At 74.5% G+C, this 15,392-nt stretch carries 15 protein-coding genes; 9 read left to right on the forward strand and 6 right to left on the reverse strand.

Annotation, left to right across the window (positions count from 1 at the left end):
- Positions 1-47 precede the first annotated feature (47 nt).
- Genes C0216_RS18980 through C0216_RS18990 form a run of 3 tightly spaced genes read right to left on the reverse strand, consistent with a single transcriptional unit; the run spans position 48 to position 3,315 of the window.
- Positions 48-1,109, reverse strand: a complete 1,062-nt coding sequence (locus tag C0216_RS18980; RefSeq protein ID WP_114056432.1) for a threonine aldolase family protein — start codon at positions 1,107-1,109, stop codon at positions 48-50.
- Positions 1,106-1,882 carry an SDR family NAD(P)-dependent oxidoreductase gene (locus C0216_RS18985; RefSeq protein ID WP_114056433.1) on the reverse strand — a complete coding sequence of 259 codons (777 nt, stop codon included), beginning with the start codon at positions 1,880-1,882 and terminating at the stop codon, positions 1,106-1,108. Before C0216_RS18985 ends, C0216_RS18980 begins: the two co-directional genes overlap by 4 nt.
- A gap of 26 nt (positions 1,883-1,908) precedes the next feature.
- Complete coding sequence (locus C0216_RS18990; protein WP_114056434.1) at positions 1,909-3,315, reverse strand: DUF6421 family protein; 1,407 nt, start codon at positions 3,313-3,315, stop codon at positions 1,909-1,911.
- A gap of 380 nt (positions 3,316-3,695) precedes the next feature.
- On the opposite strand from C0216_RS18990, the gene C0216_RS18995 reads away from it, so the two are divergent.
- Positions 3,696-4,388: a glycerophosphodiester phosphodiesterase gene (locus C0216_RS18995; RefSeq protein ID WP_114056435.1), complete on the forward strand. Its 693-nt coding sequence runs from the start codon at positions 3,696-3,698 to the stop codon at positions 4,386-4,388.
- 23 nt (positions 4,389-4,411) lie between these two features.
- Here C0216_RS18995 and C0216_RS19000 read toward each other — a convergent pair whose 3' ends face one another.
- Positions 4,412-4,951, reverse strand: a complete 540-nt coding sequence (locus C0216_RS19000) for a GNAT family N-acetyltransferase (RefSeq protein WP_114056436.1) — start codon at positions 4,949-4,951, stop codon at positions 4,412-4,414.
- A gap of 151 nt (positions 4,952-5,102) precedes the next feature.
- Between C0216_RS19000 and C0216_RS19005 the strand changes: the two genes are divergently transcribed.
- The 5 genes from C0216_RS19005 (at position 5,103) to C0216_RS19025 (ending at position 8,755) form a co-directional block, all read left to right on the forward strand.
- A complete protein-coding gene (locus tag C0216_RS19005) occupies positions 5,103-5,675 on the forward strand; it encodes a DUF5134 domain-containing protein (RefSeq protein WP_114056437.1) in 573 nt (190 codons plus the stop codon).
- A gap of 78 nt (positions 5,676-5,753) precedes the next feature.
- Positions 5,754-6,698, forward strand: coding sequence for a M56 family metallopeptidase (locus C0216_RS19010; RefSeq protein WP_114056438.1), 945 nt, complete (start codon positions 5,754-5,756; stop codon positions 6,696-6,698).
- Positions 6,699-6,816: 118 nt separating this feature from the next.
- Positions 6,817-7,485 carry a phosphatase PAP2 family protein gene (locus tag C0216_RS19015; RefSeq protein WP_342777118.1) on the forward strand — a complete coding sequence of 223 codons (669 nt, stop codon included), beginning with the start codon at positions 6,817-6,819 and terminating at the stop codon, positions 7,483-7,485.
- An 83-nt stretch (positions 7,486-7,568) separates the two neighbouring features.
- Entirely contained in the window at positions 7,569-8,018 is a 450-nt protein-coding gene (locus C0216_RS19020) for a DUF6069 family protein (RefSeq protein WP_114056440.1), read from the forward strand.
- A gap of 107 nt (positions 8,019-8,125) precedes the next feature.
- The gene (locus tag C0216_RS19025; RefSeq protein WP_114056441.1) at positions 8,126-8,755 is read left to right on the forward strand and encodes a TetR/AcrR family transcriptional regulator; all 630 of its coding nucleotides are present in this window, start codon (positions 8,126-8,128) and stop codon (positions 8,753-8,755) included.
- 22 nt (positions 8,756-8,777) lie between these two features.
- On the opposite strand, the gene C0216_RS19030 is transcribed toward C0216_RS19025, so the two are convergent.
- Positions 8,778-10,277 (reverse strand): LVIVD repeat-containing protein, encoded by a 1,500-nt coding sequence (locus C0216_RS19030; protein ID WP_114056442.1) that lies wholly within the window; start codon positions 10,275-10,277, stop codon positions 8,778-8,780.
- Between the two features lie 77 nt (positions 10,278-10,354).
- Between C0216_RS19030 and C0216_RS19035 the strand changes: the two genes are divergently transcribed.
- Both C0216_RS19035 and C0216_RS19040 read left to right on the forward strand, forming a co-directional pair.
- Positions 10,355-11,032 carry a DUF305 domain-containing protein gene (locus C0216_RS19035; RefSeq protein WP_114058778.1) on the forward strand — a complete coding sequence of 226 codons (678 nt, stop codon included), beginning with the start codon at positions 10,355-10,357 and terminating at the stop codon, positions 11,030-11,032.
- 52 nt (positions 11,033-11,084) lie between these two features.
- The gene (locus C0216_RS19040) at positions 11,085-12,500 is read left to right on the forward strand and encodes an FAD-dependent oxidoreductase (RefSeq protein ID WP_114056443.1); all 1,416 of its coding nucleotides are present in this window, start codon (positions 11,085-11,087) and stop codon (positions 12,498-12,500) included.
- Between the two features lie 155 nt (positions 12,501-12,655).
- Here the strand turns inward: C0216_RS19040 and C0216_RS19045 are convergent, their stop codons facing one another.
- Positions 12,656-14,014 (reverse strand): wax ester/triacylglycerol synthase family O-acyltransferase, encoded by a 1,359-nt coding sequence (locus C0216_RS19045; RefSeq protein ID WP_114056444.1) that lies wholly within the window; start codon positions 14,012-14,014, stop codon positions 12,656-12,658.
- Positions 14,015-14,242: 228 nt separating this feature from the next.
- On the opposite strand from C0216_RS19045, the gene C0216_RS19050 reads away from it, so the two are divergent.
- Positions 14,243-15,334, forward strand: coding sequence for a WD40/YVTN/BNR-like repeat-containing protein (locus C0216_RS19050; RefSeq protein WP_162793266.1), 1,092 nt, complete (start codon positions 14,243-14,245; stop codon positions 15,332-15,334).
- Positions 15,335-15,392 lie beyond the last annotated feature (58 nt).

The following is a 15,392-nucleotide window of genomic DNA, read 5'->3' on the forward strand; positions in this document are numbered from 1 at the left end:
AATTGCAGTCGGGGGTATATTCATTCACGCGGCGGTGTGCGGTCCGGTCAGCGGGCCAGCTCTTCCTTCAGCGCCTGGAGGAAGCCGTCGACGTCCTCCTCGGTGGTGTCGAAGCCGCACATCCAGCGGACGTGGCCGGCGGCCTCGTCCCAGAAGTAGAAGCGGTAGCGCTGCTGGAGCCTGCGCGACACCTCGTGCGGCAGCTTCGCGAAGACCGCGTTCGCCTGGACCGGGTAGAGGATCTCCACCCCGTCCGTCTCGCGGACGCCGGCGGCCAGCCGCTGCGCCATCCCGTTGGCCCGGCGGGCGTTGCGCAGCCACAGGTCCTTGGCGAGCAGCGCCTCCAGCTGGACGGAGACGAACCGCATCTTCGACGCGAGCTGCATCGACATCTTGCGGACGTGCTTCATCTGGCGCACCGCGTCCGGGTTGACCACGACGACGGCCTCGCCGAACATCATGCCGTTCTTCGTGCCGCCGTACGAGAGCACGTCGACGCCCGCCGCGTTGGTGAACGTGCGCATCGGCACGTCCAGGGAGGCGGCGGCGTTGGCTATGCGGGCACCGTCGAGGTGCACCTTCATACCGAGCGCGTGCGCGTGCTCGCAGATGGCCCGGACCTCGTCCACGGTGTAGACGGTGCCCAGCTCGGTGTTCTGGGTGATCGACACGACCTGCGGCATCGCCCGGTGCTCGTCCTCGAAGCCCCAGGCCTCCTGGTCGATGAGCTCGGGGGTGAGCTTGCCGTCCGGGGTGGGCACGGCCAGCAGCTTCAGGCCGGCCATCCGCTCCGGGGCGCCGCCCTCGTCCACGTTGATGTGGGCGGTCTTGGCGCAGATCACCGCACCCCAGCGGTCGGTCATGGCCTGGAGGGCCGTGACGTTCGCGCCGGTGCCGTTGAAGACCGGGAAGGCCTCCGCGTACGGGCCGAAGTGGCTGCGCATGACCCGCTGGAGGTTCTCGGTGTACTCGTCCTCCCCGTAGGCGACCTGGTGGCCGCCGTTGGCGAGGGCGAGGGCCTCCAGGATCTCCGGATGGACCCCCGCGTAGTTGTCGCTCGCGAAACCGCGCACCGCCGGGTCGTGCCGGCGGCCGGCGTCGGTCTTCACGGTTGCGGTGTGAGCCACAGACGCTGTCCGTTCACATCGATGGCGGACTTCTCCCAGACGCCGGCGATGGCCTCGGCCAGGTCCTTGACGTCGGTGAAACCCGCGAACTTCGCATTGGGGCGCTCGGCGCGCATCGCGTCGTGCACCAGTGCCTTGATCACCAGGATCGCAGCCGCTGCTCCGGGACCGTCGTCGCCCCCCGCCTTGCGGAAGGAGTCGGCCATCGCGAGGGTCCAGGCCTCGGCGGCGGCCTTGCCCGCGTTGTAGGCGGCGTTGTTGGCGACGGGCTTGTGCGCGCCCGACTGGCTGACCAGGACGTAGCGCCCGCGGCCGCTGCGCAGCAGGGCGTCGTGGAAGGCCATCGACGTGTGCTGGACGGTGCGGATGAGGAGCTTCTCCAGGAAGTCCCAGTCCGCGAGGTCCGTCTCGGTGAAGGAGGTGCTGCCGCGCCAGCCGCCGACGAGGTGGACGAGGCCGTCGACCCGGCCGAACTCCTTCTCGATGCGGTCGGCCCACGCCTTGGTGGCCTCCAGGTCGAGCAGGTCCACGGTGTCGCCGGTGACGGTGGCACCGCCATGGGCGTAGCGGGCCGCGTCCACGGCCTCGGCGAGGCGCGCCGCGTCGGCGTCGGACGCGACGACGACGGCGCCGGCCTCGGCAAGGCGCATCAGGGCGGCCCGGCCCGCGGGGCCGCCGGCCCCGGCGACCGCGACGACGGCGCCCTTCAGCGGGGCCTCGGCGGTCCCGGCGTCCGCGGCGTTTCCGGTGTTCATCTGTGCAGCCTCCTGGGGGCGGGTGCTCACGCGGCGGCCTGCTCGGCGGCGTCCGCGGTCGGGGCGGTGATGCCCTTGGTGGAGGCGATCACACCCTTGAGCTTCTTCGCGAGGGCCTCGTAGAACATGCTGAGCGGAAACTCGTCCGGAAGCACGTCGTCCACGAGCTTGCGCGGCGGCTGCGTGAGGTCCAGGGCGTCGGGGCCCTTGGCCCACTTGGAGCCCGGGTGCGGGGCGAGGTAGGTGGAGACCAGCTCGTAGGCCTTGAACCAGTGGACGAGCTTCGGGCGGTCGATGCCGGCCCGGTACAGCTCCTCGATCTCGGCGCACAGCTGGTTGGTGACCTGGGGGGCGCGCATCCAGTCGATCTTCAGCTTGTTGTCCGTCCAGCGCACGACGTCGTGCTTGTGGAGGTAGGCGAAGAGCAGCTGGCCGCCGAGGCCGTCGTAGTTGCGGTTGCGGTCGCCGGAGACCGGGAAGCGGAACATCCGGTCGAAGAGGACGGCGTACTGCACGTCGCGGCCGTGCTCGTTGCCCTCGGACTCGAGCTTCACGGCCTCCTTGAAGGCGGTGAGGTCGCAGCGCAGCTCCTCCAGGCCGTACATCCAGAACGGCTGGCGCTGCTTGATCATGAAGGGGTCGAACGGCAGGTCGCCGTGGCTGTGGGTGCGGTCGTGCACCATGTCCCACAGGACGAAGGCCTTCTCGCAGCGCTCCTGGTCCTCGACCATGCGGGCGATGTCCTCGGGGAGCTCGATGCCCAGGATGTCGACGGCGGCCTCGGTCACCTTGCGGTAGCGGGCGGCCTCGCGGTCGCAGAAGATGCCGCCCCAGCTGAAGCGCTCGGGGGCCTCGCGGACGGCGATGGTCTCCGGGAAGAGCACCGCGGAGTGGGTGTCGTAGCCCGGGGTGAAGTCCTCGAAGGTGATGCCGAGGAAGAGCGGGTTGTCGTACCGGGTGCGCTCCAGCTCGGAGAGCCACTCGGGCCACACCATCTTCAGGACGACGGCCTCGAGGTTCCGGTCGGGGTTGCCGTTCTGCGTGTACATCGGGAACACGACCAGGTGCTGGCGGCCCTCGACGCGCTCCGCGGCCGGCTGGAAGGCGAGCAGCGAGTCCAGGAAGTCCGGCACGCCGAAGCCCTCGGAGACCCACTTGCGCAGGTCCGCGACGAGCGCCCGGTGGTACTCGGCGGCGTACGGCATCAGCGGCGACAGCGTCTCCACCGCGTGGACCACGCGCTCGACGGCGGCTTCGACGTCGGCCTTGGCCGGGGCGTCGGCGGCCTCGAAGTCGATGGAGCCGTCCTTGGCCTGCCAGGGGCGGATCTCCTCCACGGCGGCCTTGAGCTCGGGCCACGCCGGGTGGTCGACCACCCGCGCACCGGCGGTTATCACCGCACCGCCAGAACCCGGCACAAGAGTTTCCGTCATGTCACTTCCTCCACAGGAGAACCTCACGTAAACCCAGGGTATGCACGGGAGGGTGTCCCGCTCAAGAGGGGGCCAGGAAAATATTCGGCGTACCCCCCGGCGCGACCGCAATTCTTCCCGCCCTCGACTGCCACAGCAGACGCTTCGTCAGTTCGTCAAGGCCGCGGTGGCGCGCCCACCCGCGGGTGACGCGGCAGGGCCCGCCGGCACCGGGCGGGGGCGGACGGCCCTGGCGGGAACCGGCCCCCGGCGCCGTAGCGGTGCGTGCACGGGCGGTCTCATCGCGTGCGCGGCGCACTAGCATGCGTCCTCACCGCGCGCGCCGGACCTGGGACGCCGCGACCGCGCGGGCAGCCGCCGTCGACGGAAGCGAGAGAACCTTGACTTTCCTCACCATCGGTCACCGCGGGGTCATGGGCGTCGAGCCGGAGAACACGCTGCGGTCGTTCGTCCGCGCGGAGCGCTGCGGCATGGACGTCATCGCCCTGGACCTCCAGCTCAGCAAGGACGGCGTCCTCGTCGCCCTGCACGACCCCGGGGTGGAGCGCACCACCGACGGCACGGGCGCCGTCGCCGACCTGACCGCCGCCGAGCTGCGCGGGCTGGACGCCGGACAGGGCGAGCGGATCCCGCTCTTCGAGGAGGTCCTGGAGGCGGTGGGGACACCGCTGCAGGTGTCGGTACGGGACCTGCCGGCCGCCGCGGCGCTGGCGCGGCTGGTGGTGGAGCGGGACCTGGCCGGGCGCGTAGAGGTGGCGTCCTTCCACGACGCGGTGCTCGCCGAGGCCGCCCGGCTCGTCCCGGGCGGCCGGACCGTCCTCTCCTGCGACCTCGGCGGCGACGAGGCGGACGACGTCGTCGACCGGGCGCTCGCCGCGGGGGCGCGCACGCTGGCCCTGAACCTGCGGCGGCTCACGCTGGAGACGGTGGAGGCGGCGCACCGGGCCGGGCTGCGGGTCACCGGCTGGACGGTCAACTCCCTGGACCACCTCCGGCTGGCGCGGGCGCTCGAACTGGACGGCGCGGCCACCGACTTCCCGGAGATCCGCAGCACGGGCCGGTTCACGGCCTGAGCCCGCCCGCGGGCGGCGCCGCGCTACAGCGTCTTGACCAGGAGCTCGAAGGCGAGGTCGTCGCGGAGGGGGACGCCGAAGCGCTCGTCGCCGTACGGGAAGGGGCTCAGCTCGCCGGTGCGCCGGTAGCCGCGGCGCTCGTAGTAGGCGATGAGCTCCTCCCGGAGGCTGACCACCGTCATCCGCATCTCCTTGGCCGCCCACATCTCGCGGCAGCGGCGCTCGGCCTCGGCGAGGACCTCCTTGCCGAGGCCGCCCCCCTGGAGGCCGGGCCGAACCGCGAACATCCCGAAGTAGGCGTGGTCGCCGCGGTGTTCGAGCTGGCAGCAGGCGACGAGTTCGCCGTCGCGCTCCACGGCGAGGAGGACGCTGCCGGGGGTCCGGATGACGGCGCGGACCCCGTCCGGGTCGGTGCGCTGCCCGTCCAGGAGGTCCGCCTCGGTGGTCCATCCCGCGCGGCTCGCATCGCCCCGGTAGGCCGACTCGACGAGGGCCACGAGTTCCGGCACGTCGGCCTCGACGGCGGGGCGGAACTCCAGTTCGGCGGGCTGGGCGGTCGGCATCGGCGGGCTCCGTTCTGCGTGCTCAGCGGCATGCGGCATGCCGGTGGGGCGAGGACAGCCTAACCGGGCGCCGCGTGGGGGCCGTCCGGCCGGGGCATCTCTTCCCCTGACGCCGACGAGAACCGGGGGGCCAGCCGTGCACGGTCCAGCGATGTCCTCTTGGTCCTCTTTCGCCGCCGCGCTCCCCGCCTGGCTGACCGTGCTGGTGTGCGCCGTGAGCGGCGGCTGCTGCCTGCACCGGGCGTGCACGGCAGGGCGGCCGGAGCGCGGTCCGGCCGCGGGCGAGGCGGTGATGGCGGTGGGGATGGCGGTGATGGCCCTCCCGCCGGGGACGGCCCCGTGGGGGGCGCGGATCCTGCCGGTCCTGTGCTGCGGGGCCGCGCTGCACGCCGTCTGGCTGCTGCGGCGGGGCCTGCACCACACGCACCACCTGGTCGGGTCGCTGGCCATGGCGTACATGGCACTGGCCGTGTATGCGGGCGGCGGCCACGGGGGGCACGGGGGCGGCGGGTCCGCTGGGCCGCCGCTCGTCACCGGGGCACTGCTCCTGTACTACGCGGCGTACGTCCTGCTCGGCGGGGCGCGGCTGGTGGCCGCGGGGCCGGCCGTGTCCGCCGCGGCGGCGGGGCCGGGCGCGGGGCGCGGCCGGGAGGCCGGGGAAGTGGCGCGCGCCTGCCGACTCGCCATGGGGACCGGCATGTTGGCGATGCTGCTGCTGATGTGAGGGCGGGGAAACGTGTCCTGCGTCACCAATCGCCGCAGTGCGTACCCGGCGGTAGTCCGGCCCTCATAGGCTGGCGCCATGATGGTCCCCGCCGTTCTCCTGCTGCTCGGCGCCCTGACCGCGGTGCTCGCTCCCCGCCTGCTGGCCCGGGCCCAGTGGACCGAGCGCGAACCGGTCGTCGCGCTCTGGGCGTGGCAGTGCGTGGTGGGGGCGGTGCTCCTGTGCTTCGCACTGTCGATGGTGTTCAGCGCGGCAGCCGCATGGCTGGCGGTCCGCGGCCGGCTCTTCGCGGCGGCCCCGCACGGGGTGGTCGACGCGTACGGTCTCGGCCCGACGGGCGGCCCGTGGGCCGTCGGCACCGCGCTGCTGCTGGCGGGCGGCGGGCTGTGGACCGGGGTGCGGCTGGCCCGGGAGGTCCTGCGGGCGCGGGCGGGGCGGCGGGCGCGGGGCGCCGAGCTGCTGGTGCGGGCGCCGCTGCTGCCGGGGGAGGCGCCGGCGCCGGGTGCCCGGCTCGTCGTCCTGGAGGGGCCGCGGCCCGATGCGTGGTGGCTGCCCGGCCCGGCGCCGCAGCTGGTGGTGACGACGGCTGCGCTCGGCAGGCTGAAGGGCAGCCAGCTGGACGCCGTCCTGGCGCACGAGCAGGGCCATGCGGCGGCCCGCCACGACTGGCTGCTGCACTGCGCGCGGGCGCTGGCCGGCGGGTTCCCGCAGGTCCCGGTGTTCGCGGCGTTCGAGGCGGAGATGCACCGGCTGGTCGAGCTGGCCGCGGACGACGTGGCGTCGCGCCGGTTCGGGCGGCTGACCATCGCGCTGGCCCTGGTGGGGCTGAACGAGGACCGGGGCGTCTTCGGCCCCTCGCCCGCCCCGCAACCGCACGTGCCGGAGCGGGTGCGGCGGCTGCTTTCGGCGACGCCCCGGCTGTCGCCCGTGCGCCGGCTGCGGCTGACGGCGCTGGCGACGCTCGTCCCGGCGGTTCCGCTGCTGGTGGCGTTCGTGCCGGGGCTGCGCGCGCTCGCCCAGTAGGGCCTGTATCGGGTTGCCCGGCTGTGCCTCGGGGCAACCCGATACAGGGCACGGGGCTGTGGCGCGACCGGCGGCGCGGGCGGGATGGTGCGAGGATCGCCGCATGCGATGCGGGTGGGTGCGGTGGACTGGCGTCGGCTGTGCGGTGCTCTGGGTGGTGCTGACGGTCCTGGTGGCGGTGGGATGGCGGCCGCTGCTGTCCGGTGACGGCGCGGTGGCGGTGCGGCTGCACGCGTACGCCGTCCGGAACCCTGAGGCCACCGCCGCGGTGCGGGTCCTCTCCGACCTGGTCTGGGACCCGTGGACGATGCGGGTCCTGGCTGTGGCGGCCTGCGTGTGGCTGTGGCGCCGCAGGCGCGGCGAGCTCGCCCTGCGGGTGGCGGCGGCGACGGCGGCGGCGGCCCTGGTGAACCAGGGGATGAAGTCACTGATGGGGCGCGAGCGGCCGGAGTGGCCGGATCCCGTGGATTCCGCTTCCTACGCCGCCTATCCGTCGGGCCATGCGGCGACCGCCGCGGCGGTGTGCCTGATGCTGCTGTGGCTGCTGCTGCGGCGGGTGCCGCGAGCGCCGGCGTGGGCCGTGGCTGCTGCGGCGGTCCTGGCAGCCGTCTCCGTGCTCGGCGTCGGCTTCACCCGGGTCTTCCTCGGGGTCCACTGGACGTCGGACGTGCTGGGCGGCTGGGCACTGGGGGCGGGGCTGGCGGCCCTGGCGATCACGGTGCCCCTGCGGGTGCGCCGTACGGCGCCTGCGGAGGACGGGCGCCGGGAGCTCTCGGGCAGGACTTGACCTCAAGTGCGGTTGCGGTCGGAGGCTTCCTCCCATGCCGCCGCCGCAGCCCGGCGCGGCACTTCGTCTCGTGGAGGAGTCCCATGTCGAGCAGCACCGTTCCCGGCCCCGCCCCCGTCGCGTCCGCCGCCGCCCCGGCCCGCCGCCCCCGCCTCGCCTGGTGGAAGCTCCTGGCAGCCGGCGCGGCGGGATCGGCCGTGGTCAACCTGGTCGTCCTCGCCGTCGCCGGAGCGGCCGGCGCCTCGCTCACCGTCATGGACCGCGGGCAGGAGCACCCGGTCACGGCCGCCGGGGTCGTCGGGTCCTCGGTCGTCCCGCTGGTCGCGGGCGTGGGCGCCGCCCTGCTGCTCGCACTGTGGAAGCCGGTCTTCCTGCGGATCGCGCAGTGGGCGGGCGGCGGGCTGGCGCTGCTGTCGGTGGCGGGTCCGCTGATGTCGGACACCGACGGCGGCACCGTCGCGGCCCTGTCGCTGATGCACGTCACTCTCGGCGTGGCGGTCGTCGCCACCCTGGAGCTGCGACGCCGGCGCTGACGGTGTCCCGGCGCGGGCGTGCCCTGCGCGATCCCCCGCGTCGCGCAGAGCAGCCGGCGCCGTGCGCCGAGTATATTGGCTGGAAGCCAGTCAACGCAGGAGTAAGCATGTCGCCGCGCAGCGCATCGGTCAATGAAGAATTGCGGCGACGCTCCCGGGAGCGGCTTCTCCAGGCCACGGTGGAGCTGGTGGCCGAGCGGGGCTACGAGGCCACGACACTCGGGGACATCGCCGACCGGGCGGGCACCGCGCGGGGCCTCGTCTCGTACTACTTCCCGGGGAAGCGGCAGCTTCTCCAGTCGGCGGTGCACCGCCTGATGCACCTCACGCTGGAGGCGGCCCTGGAGCGGGAGCCGCGCAGCGACGACGGCCGCGAGCGCCTCGCCCGCGCGGTCGACGCGGTGCTCGGGCTGGCCCGCGAGCGGCCGCTGCTGATGCGGACGCACATGGCGGGCATCCTGCAGGCCGAGGGCTTCGTGCAGTGCCCGGAGCAGCAGCGGCTTGCCGCGCTGCTCCGGGACACCGTCGAGCGCTACGGCTCGGCCGACGTGGACACCGACTACCCGCTGCTGCGGGCGCTGCTGATGGGGGCGGTGGTGGCGGTCCTGCTGCCGGGCGCGCCGATGCCGGCGGCCCGCCTGCGGGCCGAGCTGTTCCAGCGGTACGGCCTGGACTGGGAGCTGGGCTTCCCGCCGGAGGCGGCTCCGCCGGAGGGGATGCCCGCCGCCGCCCGGTGACCGGGGCCGGCGGCGGGCCGGGTCAGCGGTACACGGGCTGGGTCTGGACGTTGAGCCGGTCGAGCCGGACCCGCGCGGCGCTGTCGGTGCGCCGGTCGTCGATCCGGAGCACGTCGAGGCCCTTGGCGATGTCGTTCGAGTAGACGTGGCCGTTGTAGTAGTACGCGGACCACGAGCCGCCGAAGGACAGCGCGTCGGAACCGAGCGGGCCGCGCTCGAAGTAGCCGATCTCGCGGGGCTCGGCGGAGTCGGTGAAGTCCCAGACGGACACGCCGCCCTGGTACCAGGCCTGGACCATGATGTCGCGTCCGGCGGCCGGGACGAGCGAGCCGTTGTGGGCGACGCAGTTCTCGGTGTCGGCCTGGTGGCGCGGGATCTTGAAGTAGCTGCGGAAGGCCAGTTTGCGGTGGTCGCCGCGGCCGGTGATGTCGTAGATGCCGTTCGCGCCGCGGTTCGGGCCGGTGGCCTCGTTGCAGGTGGCGCCGCCGCCTCCGCCGAGCTCGTCGGTGAAGACGACCTTGTCCGCCTTCTCGTTGAAGGTCGCCGAGTGCCAGAACGCGAAGTTGGTGTTGTCCTGGACCCGGTCGATCACCCGGGGCCGCTCCGGGTCGCGGATGTCGAAGAGGATGCCGTCGCCCATGCACGCGCCGGCGGCGAGCCTCTTGGAGGGCAGCACGGTGATGTCGTGGCAGCCCGTGGTCTTGGAGACGCCCGGGTTGGTGGGCGCGCCCGGGTTGCCGCCGTCGGGGAAGAGCACGGGGAAGCCCACCACGGCGGCCCGGGTGGGGGCCTTGCGCGGGACCTTCACGACGGAGATGCCGTCGTGCGGCGGGCGGCAGTCGGGGAAGGCCTCGTTCGGGGAGTAGGAGGCGACGTACACGAAGATGTCCCGGCCGTTCGGCACGAGGGTGTGGGTGTGCGAACCGCAGGCGGTCTCGACGGACTTGATGTAGCGGGGGTTCTTCTTGTCCTTGATGTCGAAGATCTTGATTCCCTCCCAGGAGGACTTCTCGGTGGCGGGCTGCGAGACGCTGTTGCAGGAGTCGTCGCTGCGCGAGGAGTCGGTGGAGAGGAAGAGCAGGTCTCCGTGGACGGAGATGTCGTTCTGGCCGCCCGGGCACAGGACCGTGCTGACCGTCTTCGGGGCCTTGGGGTCGGCGATGTCGTAGATGGTGAAGCCGCCGTAGTTGCCGGCGTAGGCGTACCGGCCCTGGAAGGCCAGGTCGGTGTTGATGTCGTTCGGGAACGCGCGGGGGATGTTGGCCAGCGGTGTGATGTTGGGGCTGTGGACGATCTCGTCCTGGCCGGGGATCCCGCCGGGCGGGAGTACGCGGCCGGCCGGCGGGGCCGCACTGCGCGGGGCTCCTGCTCCGGGCGACAGGTCCCCGGGGTCGGGGGTGGCGGCCGCGGGGTGTGCGGCGAGCAGGGCGGCGAGGAGGCCGCCCGCCGCGGCGGCCGCCGTGCGGGCCCTCCTGCTGCCGCGGCCGGTGCGCCGGGGGTCTGCGGTGTGGTTCGGGGTCACTGTGCCCTCCCATGCTGTCCGGTCGATTCCGCTCTGGGTGGGAGTGGAATGCGGACGACCGCAGTATGTTCCTCATCATGGACATGGCAAAGGGCTTACCCGGTCGAATCCGCCGGCTCCTCGGTCCCGCCGCGGCGGGCGCCTGCATCCTCCTCACCCTCACCGGCTGTACGGGAGGAGGGGGCTCGGCTCCTTCCGGGGACGCGGCCGCCTCCGACGACGCGGCCGCCGTCATCGCCCCAGGCCGGCCAGGCGAGAAGGCGCGCACCCTCTCCCCCGAGGAGGCCGCCCGCAGCCGGCCCGACGACAGCCCGAACGCCGCCGACCGGGCCTACATGCGGCACATGGTCGAACACCACGAACAAGCCATCCGGATGACCGCGCTCGCCCCGGACAGGGCCGCCAAAGACGCCGTCAAGCGGCTGGCCGAGCGGATCTCGGCGGCGCAGGCGCCGGAGATCGCCGTCATGCGGGCCTGGCTGGCCCGCCATCCCGGACCCGACGGAGCCGACGGCCACGACCACGGCGCGATGCCGGGCATGGCGACCGAGCAGCAGCTGAAGGACCTCGAAGCGGCCCGCGGCACCGACTTCGACCGGCTCTTCCTCTCCCTGATGACCCGCCACCACGAGGGCGCCCTCACGATGGCCGGAGAGGTCCTGAAGGGCGGCAACAACGCAGCCGTCGAGGAGCTGGCCAACGAGGTCGTGGCCACCCAGAGCGCCGAGATCCACCGGATGCGGGCCATGGGCTGACGGCCCGCTGCCGCAGTGCCATGCTGGAGATCCCTGCGGGAGGAGTACCGCCGTGCTTCGTGTCGCCGTCGTCGGATCGGGCCCGAGCGGGGTCTACACCGCCCAGACGCTGGTCGCGCAGCGGGAGGTGCCGGGCGTGCGCGTCGACGTCCTGGACCGGCTGCCGGCGCCCTACGGGCTCGTGCGGTACGGGGTCGCCCCCGACCACGAGAAGATCAAGTCGCTGCAGGGCAGCCTGCGCACCGTGCTGGAGGACGAGCGGATCCGCTTCCTCGGCAACGTCGAGGCCGGCGGGCCGCAGCTGTCCACCGCGCGGCTGCTGGAGCTCTACCACGCCGTCGTGTACTGCGTGGGGGCCGCCCGCGACCGGCTGATGGGGATCCCCGGCGAGGAGCTGCCCGGCGTGCACTCCGCGACGGAGTTCGTCGCCTGGTACAGCGGGCACCCGGACGTCGCGGACAGAGCCTTCGACCTGTCGGGGGTCCGCTCCGCGGTGGTCGTCGGAGCGGGCAACGTCGCCGTGGACGTCACCCGGATGCTCGCCCGCGGCGAACCGGAGCTCGCGCCCACCGACATGCCGCAGCCGGCGCTCGGCGTCCTGGCCGGCAGCGGGGTGCGCGCGGTGTCGATGGTCGCCCGGCGCGGCCCCTCCCAGGCCAGGTTCACCACCAAGGAGCTGCGCGAGCTGGGCACGCTGCCCGGCGTCGCGGCCCTGGCCGATCCCGCCGAGCTGGCGCTCGACCCCGCGTACGCGGCGGGGCCGGAGGGTGCCGCCGCCCTGCCCGCGGTGGCCCGGCGCAACCTGGAGGTGCTCCGCGGCTGGGCCGAGCCCGAGGGCGACCGCCCGGCCGGTCCCGCGGAACGCCGCATCACGCTGCGGTTCTACCTCCGCCCGGTGGAGGTGCTCGCCGGGCCCGGCGGGCGGGCCGCCGGGCTCCGCTTCGAGCGGACCGCCCCGGACGGCCGCGGCGGCGTCACCGGAACCGGCACGTACGAGGACGTCGAGGCGCAGCTGGTGCTGCGCTCGGTGGGCTACCGGGGCGTGCCGCTGCCCGGCCTGCCCTTCGACCCGGCGAAGGCGACCGTCCCGCACGCGGCCGGCCGGGTCCTGCGGGACGGCCGCGCCTCGGTCGGGGAGTACGTGGCCGGCTGGATCAAGCGCGGCCCGACCGGGGTGATCGGCACCAACCGGCCGTGCGCCAAGGAGACGGCCTCCTCCCTCCTCCAGGACGCGGGCGCCCTGGCCCGCCGCGAGCTGCCCGGCGACCCGCTGGACGCGCTGCGCGCGGCCGGGCTGCGGCCCGTGGAGTGGCCCGGGTGGCTGGCCATCGAGGCCGCCGAGGCCGATCTGGGCCGGTCGCTCGGCCGCCGCTCGGTGAAGATCCCGGACTGGGCGGGGCTGCTCGCCGCCGCGGAGGGGCGGGCGGCCGCCGGCGCGGAGGCGCGCGCCGCCGCCCCGTCCGCCTGAAGCCTGTACTGAGTTGCCCCGCGGCGCCGCGACGCCGCGGGGCAACCTCGGCGCGCACCGAACGCCGCTCCTTGCTCCACGGGGCAGTACACCCGGCCCGCCGCCGCGCCCGGGCCGTCCGGGCCCGGGCGCGGCGGCCGGGCCCGGACGGGGCGTCAGGACACCTCGCGGACGAGGTCCTCCAGCTCGGTGCGCAGCGCCTCGGCCAGCGCGGCCAGGTCGGGGACCGCCTCCGCGTCGGCGACGAGCCCGTAGTGGACGGTGTCCTTGTACGTGGACACCGCGACGGCGAGCGCGTGCCCCTGTGCCAGCGGCGCCAGCGGGTAGACCTCCCGGACCCGGCTCCCGCCGAGGGAGAAGGTGAACCCGGGCAGGGGGACGCTGGTGACCAGGATGTCGAAGAGCAGCCGCGCCGCCTGCGCCACCAGCGGGCCGCCCAGCCGGTGCCCCAGCGGGTGGACGTGGTCGGCGAGGAGGGCAACCGCCCCGGCCCCGCGGGACGGGCCGGCGTCCTTGTTGCGGTCCATGCCGCTGCGCACCCGCTGGAGCCGGCGGAGCGGGTCGGGCTCGTCGAGCGGGAGCCGGAGCAGGTAGCCGGAGAGCCGGTTGCCGTACTTCGCGCCCACGCCGGGCCTGCGGCGGGAGACCGGTATCAGCGCCCTCGGCCCGGCCCCGGGGGCGGCCGGGCTGCCCCGGCCGGCGAGCCACCGCCGCAGGGCTCCCGCCACGAGGGTGATCAGGACGTCGTTGACGGTGCCGCCGGCGACCTTGCGGATGCGGTTGACGTCGTCGAGGTCGAGTGCCAGGGCGGCCACCGCGCGGGTGCCGCTTCCGCCCGCGGTGGCCGTCAGGGCGGCGGGGACGCCGATCGGCAGGCCCGAGCGGGCCACCGCGGCACCGATCTCCAGCGCCTGGCCGACGCCCTGGAGGCGCGCGGCGAGGGCGCCTTGGAGGCTGCGCAGGGACCCGGCCGGGGCCTGGGCGGGGACGGGCCGCGGGGCGCTCCGGCCGGGCGGAGGCCCCTCGTCGAAGAGGTGGGCGGCCAGGACCAGGGCGGCGAGCCCGTCGGCCAGCGCGTGGTGGAACTTGAACAGGACGCAGAAGGACCGCGGGTCGGGGCCCGCCAGGACGTGCGCCTCCCAGGGGGGCCGGTCCCGGTCCAGCGGTCTGGCCATCAGCGGGCCGGCGGCGGCCGGCGGGTCGTCGGTGCGGACGAGGAAGACGTGCCGGGCCGGGTCGAAGTCGGCGTCCGGCGCCCAGGCGGCCGCGCCCACCGGGAGGAGCACGTCGTGGATGCGGCGGCGCAGGCCGGGGACGCGGGCGCAGCGGGCGGCGAGGAGTTCGGCGGCGCGGGCCGCCGGGTCGGGGAGGGCGGCGGTGGCGGGAGGGGTGTCGGAGCGGGGGCCCGGCGGGGCGGAGTCGAGCACCGCGAGGGCGCCGAGATGCATGGGGTGGCCGGCTGAGTCGATCCGCCAGAAGGCGAGGTCGAGCGGGGAGAGGTGCTCTGTGACCACGTATTGCCTCTCGCGAGCAGTGGCTGAGGCTGGAAGTCAACCCCTTTCGGCCTCCTACGATCAAGTAGCCACACTTTTGCCGCGCCGGTCGATCGCCGACGGTCAGCCGGTCAGGGCCACGGCCACGCCGCCGGGCCGCAGCCAGGGCGCGGGTGCAGACTGGCCGGAAGGCGACCGGCGGGACGAGCGGAAGTGCGGCCGGGCCGAGGACGGCCGGAGGTGTCGATCATGGCAGAGGTGCTGCTCCTGGCGGGGACCCGCAAGGGGCTCTTCGTCGGCCGCAGGAGGGACGGCGGGCCGTGGCGGTTCGAGGGGCCGCATTTCCACGCCCAGGCCGTCTACGCGGTGGCGGTCGACCGGCGCCGCACGGTGCCCCGGCTGCTCGTCGGCGGGGACAGCTCGCACTGGGGGCCGTCCGTGTTCACCTCCGACGACCTCGGGGCGACGTGGCGGGAGCCCGCCCGGCCGGCCGTGCGCTTCCCCGAGGACACCGGGGCCTCCCTGGAACGGGTCTGGCAGCTGCACCCGGCCGGGCCCGAGGCGCCGGACGTGGTGTACGCGGGGACCGAGCCGGCCGCGCTGTTCCGCTCGGCCGACCGCGGCGAGTCGTTCGAGCTGGTCCGCCCGCTGTGGGAGCACCCGACCCGCGGGGACTGGATGCCGGGCGGCGGCGGCGAGGGCCTGCACACCGTGCTGACCCACCCGGCCGACCCGGCGGCCGTCACGGTCGCGGTCTCCACCGCCGGGGTCTTCCGTACGCAGGACGGCGGCGGCAGCTGGGCCCCCTCCAACCGCGGCGTGTCGGCGGTGTTCCTGCCGGACCCGCAGCCGGAGTGGGGGCAGTGCGTGCACAAGGTCGCCCGCGACGCCGGCGACCCGGACCGGCTCTACCTCCAGAACCACTGGGGCGTGTACCGCAGCGACGACGCCGGCGGAAGCTGGACCGACATCGGCGCCGGGCTGCCCTCCGACTTCGGCTTCGCCGTCGCCGCGCACCCCCGCCGGCCCGGGACGGCGTACGTCTTCCCCCTGAACGCCGACTCGGACCGCGTCCCGGCAGAGCGCCGGTGCCGGGTCTTCCGCACCTCCGACGCGGGCGCCACCTGGGAGCCGCTCACCCGCGGCCTGCCGGACGGCGACCACTACGGCACCGTGCTGCGCGACGCCCTGTGCACCGACGACGCCGACCCGGCCGGCGTGTACTTCGGCAACCGCAACGGCGAGTTGTACGCCAGCCGCGACGAAGGGGACAGCTGGGAACTGCTCGCGGAGCACCTGCCGGACGTGCTGTGCGTGCGGGCCGCGGTGCTGCCCGCCTGAACGGCCCTCACGGGGAGTGCGGCGCACGGGGCCGGGCGTTGGGCCAGTAGAGTGACTC

This window comes from Streptomyces globosus, assembly GCF_003325375.1.
Classification (GTDB): domain Bacteria; phylum Actinomycetota; class Actinomycetes; order Streptomycetales; family Streptomycetaceae; genus Streptomyces; species Streptomyces globosus_A.